This is a genomic window from Paenibacillus agaridevorans, assembly GCF_003112455.1.
GTDB classification, from domain to species: domain Bacteria; phylum Bacillota; class Bacilli; order Paenibacillales; family Paenibacillaceae; genus Pristimantibacillus; species Pristimantibacillus agaridevorans.
Window position 1 is genome coordinate 1 of the sequence record NZ_BDQX01000079.1, and the last position, 9,194, is coordinate 9,194.

12 protein-coding genes and 2 pseudogenes are annotated in these 9,194 nt (G+C 45.1%); 9 read left to right on the plus strand and 5 right to left on the minus strand.

Translation table 11 applies throughout. The features are described from left to right. From PAT3040_RS36855 to PAT3040_RS08575, 3 genes and pseudogenes are all read left to right on the plus strand, one after another. Positions 1–221, plus strand: a pseudogene (locus PAT3040_RS36855) (ABC transporter substrate-binding protein); the annotation flags it as partial. Between the two features lie 124 nt (positions 222–345). Continuing rightward, positions 346–1,203, plus strand: a complete 858-nt coding sequence (locus tag PAT3040_RS08570) for a carbohydrate ABC transporter permease (protein WP_087569946.1) — start codon at positions 346–348, stop codon at positions 1,201–1,203. Between the two features lie 23 nt (positions 1,204–1,226). Beyond that, complete coding sequence (locus PAT3040_RS08575; protein ID WP_087569945.1) at positions 1,227–2,105, plus strand: carbohydrate ABC transporter permease; 879 nt, start codon at positions 1,227–1,229, stop codon at positions 2,103–2,105. A 136-nt stretch (positions 2,106–2,241) separates the two neighbouring features. Here the strand turns inward: PAT3040_RS08575 and PAT3040_RS36860 are convergent, their stop codons facing one another. Continuing rightward, positions 2,242–2,385 (minus strand): hypothetical protein, encoded by a 144-nt coding sequence (locus PAT3040_RS36860; RefSeq protein ID WP_179215721.1) that lies wholly within the window; start codon positions 2,383–2,385, stop codon positions 2,242–2,244. Between the two features lie 233 nt (positions 2,386–2,618). On the opposite strand from PAT3040_RS36860, the gene PAT3040_RS08580 reads away from it, so the two are divergent. Together PAT3040_RS08580 and PAT3040_RS08585 are read left to right on the plus strand one after the other, a co-directional pair. Continuing rightward, positions 2,619–3,068 carry a MarR family winged helix-turn-helix transcriptional regulator gene (locus PAT3040_RS08580; RefSeq protein WP_108992281.1) on the plus strand — a complete coding sequence of 150 codons (450 nt, stop codon included), beginning with the start codon at positions 2,619–2,621 and terminating at the stop codon, positions 3,066–3,068. A gap of 72 nt (positions 3,069–3,140) precedes the next feature. Beyond that, the gene (locus tag PAT3040_RS08585) at positions 3,141–4,463 is read left to right on the plus strand and encodes an NAD(P)-binding domain-containing protein (protein WP_108992282.1); all 1,323 of its coding nucleotides are present in this window, start codon (positions 3,141–3,143) and stop codon (positions 4,461–4,463) included. Positions 4,464–4,532: 69 nt separating this feature from the next. Here PAT3040_RS08585 and arsC read toward each other — a convergent pair whose 3' ends face one another. From arsC to PAT3040_RS08600, 3 genes are read right to left on the minus strand one after another with little or no spacing between them, the layout of a single operon-like run. Beyond that, positions 4,533–4,958, minus strand: a complete 426-nt coding sequence (gene arsC, locus PAT3040_RS08590) for an arsenate reductase (thioredoxin) (RefSeq protein ID WP_108992283.1) — start codon at positions 4,956–4,958, stop codon at positions 4,533–4,535. A gap of 26 nt (positions 4,959–4,984) precedes the next feature. Next, positions 4,985–6,295: an arsenic transporter gene (locus PAT3040_RS08595; RefSeq protein WP_108992284.1), complete on the minus strand. Its 1,311-nt coding sequence runs from the start codon at positions 6,293–6,295 to the stop codon at positions 4,985–4,987. A gap of 13 nt (positions 6,296–6,308) precedes the next feature. Further along, the gene (locus tag PAT3040_RS08600) at positions 6,309–6,623 is read right to left on the minus strand and encodes an ArsR/SmtB family transcription factor (protein WP_108992285.1); all 315 of its coding nucleotides are present in this window, start codon (positions 6,621–6,623) and stop codon (positions 6,309–6,311) included. 233 nt (positions 6,624–6,856) lie between these two features. On the opposite strand from PAT3040_RS08600, the gene PAT3040_RS08605 reads away from it, so the two are divergent. The 4 genes and pseudogenes from PAT3040_RS08605 (at position 6,857) to PAT3040_RS36865 (ending at position 8,501) form a co-directional block, all read left to right on the plus strand. Beyond that, positions 6,857–7,432, plus strand: coding sequence for a LysE family translocator (locus PAT3040_RS08605; RefSeq protein WP_108992286.1), 576 nt, complete (start codon positions 6,857–6,859; stop codon positions 7,430–7,432). Between the two features lie 31 nt (positions 7,433–7,463). Then, a pseudogene (locus PAT3040_RS08610) lies at positions 7,464–7,836 on the plus strand (helix-turn-helix domain-containing protein); the annotation flags it as partial. A 17-nt stretch (positions 7,837–7,853) separates the two neighbouring features. Then, entirely contained in the window at positions 7,854–8,315 is a 462-nt protein-coding gene (locus tag PAT3040_RS08615) for a GNAT family N-acetyltransferase (RefSeq protein ID WP_108992287.1), read from the plus strand. Positions 8,316–8,342: 27 nt separating this feature from the next. Continuing rightward, positions 8,343–8,501 (plus strand): hypothetical protein, encoded by a 159-nt coding sequence (locus PAT3040_RS36865; RefSeq protein ID WP_181376512.1) that lies wholly within the window; start codon positions 8,343–8,345, stop codon positions 8,499–8,501. Positions 8,502–8,624: 123 nt separating this feature from the next. Here PAT3040_RS36865 and PAT3040_RS08620 read toward each other — a convergent pair. After that, positions 8,625–9,194 (minus strand): transposase (locus PAT3040_RS08620; protein ID WP_146200385.1); only part of this gene is annotated, 570 nt, incomplete at its 5' end.

The following is a 9,194-nucleotide window of genomic DNA, read 5'->3' on the forward strand; positions in this document are numbered from 1 at the left end:
GCGGCACTCCGGCAGCTGCCGGCGTACAGCCGGAAGGTGTGGCGCAAGCCGTGCTAGACGGTTTCGCGATGGTATCCGAAGCCACTTCCGTTAACGGTCCGATCGACTCCAAGGTGAAGCCGGAGACATTTACCGAGCTTCGCAAAGTACAACCGATGCTAAAAGGTGAAAAAACGCCAGCTCAACTTCTGGAAGCGGCGAAAGCCATCGAGGTGCAGTAATCGGAATCAGCGAGAACCATTCGAACGCATGAACGCATAGCCGCCGCCGCTCTACATGACAGGGAGCGGCGGCGTTATTCTACGGCCATCATGCGCCAGAAAATAAACATCAAAGGTGATAAGGATGAAGGGCGATCGTAAGTATATCTTCTTATTTCTGCTGCCGGCAGCAGTCTTTATGTCGATATTCCTGTACTACCCGTTCTTTAAGAGCATGTACTTAAGCTTCTTCCGGACGAGTGGTTTCTTTAGCAAGACGTTTGTCGGATTCGACAACTATGCTCGGATGTTTTCCGACGAGCTATTAGGGGCTGCCACGCTGCACACGCTGGAATTGATGTTATACGTTATCGTATTCCAAGTCGGCATCGCCCTTATTCTGGCCGTATTGGTCGACAATGTAACCTGGGGCAAAGGCTTCTTCCGGATGGTGTTTTTCTTCCCGGTCGTGATCTCCGGAACGGCCATCGCTCTGCTGTTCGTCCTGTTCTACAATTTCCAGTTCGGCCTGCTTAACAACATTCTTCAGAATCTCGGTTTCGATAAAATATTATGGCTTAGCGAAAGCAACGCGCTCAAGGCTGTTGCGGTTCCAACCGTGTGGCATTATGTCGGCTTCTACTTCGTGCTGTTCCTGACGGCGATGTCCAAGATTCCCGCGGATTTTTACGAGGCGGCCAAGCTCGAGGGTATTACCGGCGTCAAAAAGACGTTCCTGCTTACGATTCCTCTCATTATGAGCGATATCAAAGTCGTGATTACGCTGGCGATCACGGGTACGCTGAAAGTATTCGAATTCATATTCGTTCTCACCCGCGGCCAAAGCGGCACGGAGGTGCTCGGAACTTATATGTACAAGAAAGCGCTCGTGGATCAGAACTTCGGCTACGGCTCGACGATCGCGATCTATATCGTGGTATTCGGCGTCTTGCTGTCGCTGCTCGCCAACCGTCTGCTGAAGAGAGACGAAATCACATACTAAGCTGGCAATAGGGGTGTACGACGATGCAACAATCTGTCAAAAGAGAGCTTGGACCTAGAAGCGTCACGATGAAGAGGCGCAGCTTCCCGCTGGGTACGATTCTAATGTACGCCGTCTTATTCGGCTGGTCGCTCACAACCATCTACGCGTTGTTCTGGATCGTGAACAATTCGTTCAAAGTATCCCGGGAAGTCATGAACAACTCGTTTAAACTCGCATTGGATCCAGTCATGGTTAACTATACAAACGCGTTCGACCGCATCAATATCGGCAAGGGTTATCTAAACAGCCTCATTATGTCCGGCAGCACCGTGCTGCTCGTGCTTCTGTTCGGCGGCTTGGCCGCATACGTGTTGTCCCGGTTCCAATTCCGCGGCAGGAAGGTCATCTTCTCGATCTTGTACGCCAGTCTGCTCATTCCCGCTTTCGCGACGGTCGTTCCCGTCTACGAGCTGCTCATTCATTGGAAGCTGGCCAACACGTACGGCGGTCTTATCTTCCCACAGACGGCTGGCAACCTGACGTTCGCCATTCTCGTTCTTGCGGGTTATCTGTCCACCATTCCGAAGGAGTTGGAGGAAGCGGCGTTCATCGACGGCTGCAACCGGTGGACGATGTTCATAAAGATCTTCCTGCCGATCGGCCGGCCGGCATTTGCCTCCGCGAGCATCTTCGTTTTCCTGTGGTCGTACAACGACCTGTTCTCCGCCCTGATCTTCGTCAGCAAGGAGAACGTTCGCCCGATCGTGCTGCTCCTTAGCGAGATCAGCTCACAATACGGCACGGACTTTGGCCTTATGGCTACTGCCGTATCCTTGACTGTCGTGCCTGTACTCATTATCTATCTGTTCATTCAGAAGTATATCGAGAAGGGGCTTACGGAGGGCGCGGTTAAGGGGTGAGGGCTCGATGCGGGCCAGAAAACGCAGATACGACTTCGACTTCGCAAGATGTACATGAGCCACGCACTAGCCGATCGTGATCGGCCGGGCGTGGCTGGTTGGCGTTGATCGGGGAGACGAAGCCGCGATTAACTGCCTAGTCGGTTTTCTTTTTCTTGGACGAGAAGTTGGTCACGGACTTGGCGTCTTCGATCGTGTCATTGACGAAGGCCATATCCTGGTTCTTGGCTTTCATATGCGTAGTGCCTTTGTAATTGCCCTTGCGGGATTGATTTTCCATGCGGAGTCACCTCCTCCTGACGGTAGTATTGCCGGGATGCGGCTGGCGCCATTCGGATGAAGGAGCCGGAAGGAGTAGTAGCCGTCTGGCTGGCGCTTTTCGCAAATAACGATTTCAATTACGAATCCTTGAAGAACTTGATAGCGATGAGATGGACTTTATTATTGTTCTATACACAAATACTTGCATATTGCAAATATAAGTGTTATAACTGTTTCAGGAGGTTATGCTAAATGGAAAATGTGCGAAACATGTTTCAGATCCTTTCTAGAAACTTCGGATTACTTAACGAGCAATGCTGCGAAAGCTGCTGTGGGCAAGAGGTCTCACTCGTTCAGAGCCATATTCTATATGAAATTAACCGGCAACATAAACCGTCTATGCAGGAAATAGCGAGTGCTTTAGGAATGGACATCACAACCTTCAGCAGGCAAGTGAAAACTCTGGTAGAGAAGGATCTAGTCAAGAAAACGCCACATCCTGCAGACAACCGAGTCAATATTTTATCGCTGACACCAGAAGGATTACACATTGAAAATAGTATCAACCTTACTGTAAATACGCAACTAAATGACGTGTTGTCTCAACTGTCAGAGTTCGAAAGAGAAACCGTGCTTCGATCCATTCAATTGTTTAATGATACATTGATTCAGTCTGGTTCATGCTGCGCGCCTCCAAAGTAATGGAGGCTTGATTTCCATTCAATACTTGCGTATTGCAAGTTAATGACTCGATAACATAAAGGAGGAAGCTACATGAATCATTCTTTACCTACTGCTATTATTGGAGGAGGACCGGTTGCAATGGCTGCGGCAGCACAACTGGTTAAACGTGACATGCCTTTTGTGCTTTTTGAGAAAGGGGCAGAAGTAGGGGCATCGGTACTTAGCTGGAAGCACGTCAAAATGTTCTCGCCATGGGAATTTAATATAGATGCCGCCGCCAAAGAGCTCCTACTTGAAAATAGTTGGCAAGCCCCGGATAAGGATCACTTACCAACAGGCGAGGAGCTTGTGAGCCAATACCTTAAGCCATTATCGAACCTGGAGAAAATAAGACCCTGTCTAAAACTTGAGTCAACGGTAACGGCAATTCATCGCAAAGGATTAGATAAAATGAAAACGGCCGGTAGAGAACACGCACCGTTTATCATTGAATACGAGCAATTCGGAAAGGTTGATCGGATCGAAGCTTCGGCAGTTATCGATGCGACCGGAACCTGGCTTACTCCGAACCCAATTGGAGCCAGTGGCAATTGGGCAGATGGAGAGACACAATGTGCGCAACAGATTATGTATGGCATTCCGGATATCCTGGGATCTGACCGGGAGCGATATGCCGGAAAAAATATCGTAGTTATAGGCAGTGGGCATTCGGCCATTCAATCATTAACGCTTCTTCATGAATTGAAACTGAAGATCCCAGAAACAACTATTCATTGGGTGTTGAGGAAGCAAAGAGTGGAAGAAGCCTTCGGCGGTGGCGAAAACGACGGATTACCGGCTAGAGGAGCACTTGGAACACGCGCTCAGCAATACATTCGGAATGGTAATGTAAAAGTTCATACACCATTGTTAGTCAGCAAGATTAAAAAACAGGATGGAGAGCCGGGGCTGACACTACTTGGAAGCTCTATGGACAAAGAGTATTTGATTGACCGAATTGATGAGATCATCGTAGCCACAGGGGCGCGACCTAATTTCGATTTCTTGCGGGAACTTCGTTTTTCAACTGACACGTCAATTGAATCAGTGCCGCAGCTCGCCGAGTTAATAGACCCTAACATCCACAGCTGTGGTACAGTACGACCACATGGCGAAGCTGAACTCCGTCAACCAGAGAAGGACTTTTACATCGTAGGTTCTAAAAGTTATGGCCGGGCACCGACATTCTTGCTGGCAACTGGATATGAGCAGGTAAGGAGCATTGTAGCTGCATTAGATGGCGATTATGAAGCTGCCCGCGAAGTGAAGCTGCACCTCCCTGAAACAGGAGTTTGTTCAGCAACTCGAGCTTTATCTTCGGTCGACATAAACAAAACGATTCCCGTTATTAACTCAAGCAGCTGCTGTCATTAAAAATGTGCAGATAAGCTTTACACATGAAGGACGCGCATTCAAGCTATGAATGCGCGTTAAATGCCAGACTTATTTACCGGTTTCGACAAATTCAAGAATGCGTGTTTTAATGGAGTCGCGTACTTCACGGAACTTTGCAGTAATTTCTTCTTCAGTTCCAGTTGCCTTTGCTGGATCATCGAATCCCCAATGCCATTTCACGACATTTTTATTGGATATAACAGGGCAATGCTCGTCTGCGTGGCCACAAAGCGTAATGACATACTCTGCTCGATTTAGAATCTCCGGGTCAATAACATCAGAAGTATGGCTCGTAATATCGATACCGGTTTCATTCATGGTGGCGACGGCACGTGGATTCAAACCATGAGCTTCAAGTCCAGCGCTCTTAACCTCAAACTTGTCACCGCCAAAGGCTTTCAAAAAACCATCAGCGATTTGACTGCGGCAAGAGTTTCCGGTGCACAAAAAGTAGACAAGTGGTTTGGTTTTCATTGTTTTTACTCCTTTAAGTTTATTTTTCAAATATTTATGGTGACGGAGTCAATCACGAGCAGCCATAAGTACAAACCAATAAGGGTAATGAGGAGGGTGGGGACCGTCAAAATAATACCAACTTTAAAATAATAACCCCAACTAATTTTGATGCCTTTTTGCGAAAGCACGTGCAACCACAATAAGGTCGCAAGGGAACCGATCGGCGTGATTTTTGGTCCTAAATCAGATCCAACAACATTGGCATAAATGAGGGATTCTCTGATAATACCTTCTGTGTCTGTGCCTTTAATCGCCAGAGCATCGATCATAACAGTCGGCATGTTGTTCATAACAGAAGATAAGATCGCTGCGATGAACCCCGAACCTACGGTCGAAATAAACAATCCTTGCTCGCTAACCCATTGAAAGACTTTCCCAAGCTCATCAGTAAGTCCCACATTGCGTAAGCCATATACAACAACGTACATGCCTATGGAGAACACGACGACAGCCCAAGGCGCACCTTTAACCAGTTTCCATGTTTGGATCGCATGACTTTGTCTAGCGAAGAAAAGGAAAATGATTGCCGCAACCCCAGCGATAATGGATACGGGAACATGAATGAATTCGCTTAGCATGTAGGCAACTAAAAGCACTGCGAGTACGACCCAAGATATTCTGAATAGCCGTAAGTCTTTAATCGCTTCTTTTGGTTCCTTGAGTTGATTCAGATCATAGCTGCTCGGAATGTTCTTGCGGAAATATAGGAACAATACGAGCAAGCTTGCAACAATAGAAAATAGGGTTGGAACTATCATGCGACTGGCATACTCCACAAACGAAATGGAGAAAAAGTCCGCCGATACAATATTCACAAGGTTACTTACAATTAGCGGAAGAGACGCAGTATCCGAAATGAAGCCGCTCGCCATGATATATGGCAATATTAAGCGATCATCGAATTTTAACGCCCTTACCATAGCGAGAACGATAGGGGTGAGGATGAGGGCCGCGCCGTCATTGGCGAAAAATGCCGCCACAGCTGCGCCTAAAAGGATAACGTAGGCATACATTAATCGGCCGTTCCCGCCAGCAAAACGCGCCATATGCAGTGCTGACCACTCAAAAAATCCGATATCGTCAAGTATCAATGAGATAAGAATGATCGCAACAAAAGCTAATGTAGCATTCCATACAATTTGGGTCACGTCCAGTACATCAGTAAAAGTAACCACGCCACATAATAAAGCGACAATTGCACCGGCAGAAGCGGACCAGCCTATATTGAGTCCCTTTGGCTGCCAGATTACAAATACCAAAGTAAGGAAGAAAATGATCAAGGCAAGCGCGAGCATAGGTACCTCCTGGTTAATCACATTGTAGATTCGTCCTTGTAGCAATTTGTTCTTTCATTGAAGGAAGGTGGTTCATTACTTCATTTAAATAGGGCTTGGAATCTGTATTCAACGAATAGTAGATCCATTGACTACGCCTAGTTTCATTTACGAGGCCCCCAGATTTAAGCTTTCTGAGATGTTGGCTTATATTAGGTTGAGTTGTAGCCAAAATGTCCACGATATCGCACACGCACATTTCTTGTTCTTTCAGAAGGGCTAATATGTTTAGTCGCGTCTTATCCGAGAGTAGCTTCATGCATTCTGAAATCTCTTCAAACTGATTCATGTGTACTCCTTTCATGTGACCTCATTGTGTGCTGCTGTGCATCATTATATACGCATTTGATTATATAAGTAAATGTTTATATTGATGATAAATGTTTAAGGTATTGTAAATTCAGTCCACTTGTCTTTTCCCATTCATATCCATGGCAATTGTGGTTCGCTATTCGCAATAATATACTATAAGTTTTTTTAAAAAGATGTAGGATATGAGAATAGCCGGAAAGAGGGGTTCTCATGGACATAACATCTTTTTTGATCTACTGTGTGATAGCTACTTTTACACCAGGACCTACGAATATCATGATTTTGTCTACCGTGAATAATCAAGGGACAAAAAAAGCGATGGAGTATACGTTTGGTGCAACGAGCGGTTTTTGCTTTTTGCTAATTATTTCTGCGGTTTTGAATTCGATTCTTGTGACGTTTTTACCGAAGATAGTAATTATGATGCAACTCATCGGAAGTTGTTATATGCTCTACCTTGCAGTTTTGATTTATAAAAGGGATGCCTCAATCGCAGCTGTTAATCAAAAAGGCACCTTTCTTTCTGGTGTGATTATGCAGTTCCTTAACCCTAAAGTCATGCTATTTGCGTTAACCGTTTTGCCGACATTTATTTTGCCTAAACCTAGTTCAAGTACCGCAATCTCATTAAGTATTATAGGAATCACTATAATTGGATTCTTAGCATTTGTAACTTGGGTGCTTTTCGGCTCTCTTTTTAAAACGTTCTTACAGAAGCATAAAAAGACTGTAAATGTAGCCATGTCTTTTTCTCTTGTGTATGCTGCGGTCATGATCTGGATTTAGGTTATTGCTGAGAGGTGAATGGAATGAATACATTAGCGATAAGGATGAAGCGTTGTGTAATGAATTGTTTGTTAACCTCACTGACAGATTAATCAACACTAAATTATCGACCGATGATAAAAAAGAAAATGAGCTGGTTCGTAAAGCAAAAGAAATGATTTATTACGATTTAGAACACGTCCTTAAATTAGATGAAATTAGTAATGAGCTTCATTTATCTAAATTTCAATTGATTCGATTATTCAAGGCGCATACCGGTATATCACCTTATCAATATTTTTTGAATGCAAAAGTAGAACGGGCTAAAAATATGATTCAGAAAAATAAGGATGTGTATTCGGTGGTAGCAGCTTAAAAGCGTATATGGTACAACTGCATTCGAATTTATGTCTTATCTACCTTGAACTGGAGAGTGGATGTAATGGAAATTAAAATTGATGATTTGACTGGTGCTGAAATTATTGGACTGGTCCGTGAGCATCTAGAAAGCATGCTCGAACAATCTCCCGCAGAAAGTGTTCATGCATTGGATTTGGATGGATTAAAGGGAGCGGAGATCACCTTCTGGAGTGCTTGGGAACAGGCAGAGCTCTTGGGTTGCGGCGCACTTAAAGATTTGGGTCATCGTCACGGCGAGCTCAAATCCATGCGTACGGCTACTAAGCATCTTCGAAAGGGCGTCGCATCTAATCTACTTGCTCATATCATAGAGGAAGCAAAACAGCTTGGCTATCGCCGTCTGAGCTTGGAAACGGGCTCCATGGAAGGATTCGCAGCAGCTCGAAAACTATACGAACGATTTGGATTTGAATATTGCAAACCGTTTGGAGAGTATGTAGAAGATCCTAATAGTGTGTTTATGACAAAAGAAATTGGACGCTAAAAGTCAGTTGGTGTGAAGGGGGGGAACATGCACTCGAAAGGAGACTTCCAAATCGAAATACGGCGTCTGTATCATCAGGAATTATTTGAAGTATTGACTGTAATGAAGGATGTCATATCACGACTTCTTGATCAGGAATTATTTGCGATGGATGACGAAGATTATTTCCTGCAACTCCTTCACTAGCGTTGCATTAATACTCACATACCCATATCGAAATTTAACAACGTGCGAGAATCCACAAAGTTTTTTGTTGCTTGCAATTAAAAGACAACTCCACCTAAGCGTAGGCTACTTCTCCAAAAAAAATTACCTATTTCTTTTCTTGGGCTGTTGAATTTGCACGCCAGGCGTTTCCGTGGCTTCTCGCAGCTTAGGTGGACCTGTCTTTCGTTTGGTTACCTTGCAGGCGTTCGGGATTCGGTGTACTTCTTTCAGAAAGGCCGACCATCTCTTCGTCGCATACAAGCGAATGAGTTGGAGAATATCCCACGTTGAATGCGTCGTGTTGAGCTGACGTTTCACCAGATACGATAATCCGTATCCTACTAGCGCCAGATAAATGTGATTCCATACCGCATCCGGTTGGTAGCTGTAGAGTTTGGCGAACTTCAAATGTTGCTTCAGCCATTTAAAGAACAGTTCAATCAGCCAACGATTGCGGTATTCATTCATCAGTTCTTCTGCAGGCAGATCATGTTTGGTTGTCACGATCCGATAAAACCGATCTTGATCATCGTAGAACTCAATGAGGCGCAGCGGTGTTGTCATTTTTGTTTTAGGCTGGTTACCGAGAATAACCACGGCATCGCGAACGTGGTCTTTCGCTTTGAACCTCGGCGTAGTGATGATTCGCAAGACGAATGACGAAATCGATCT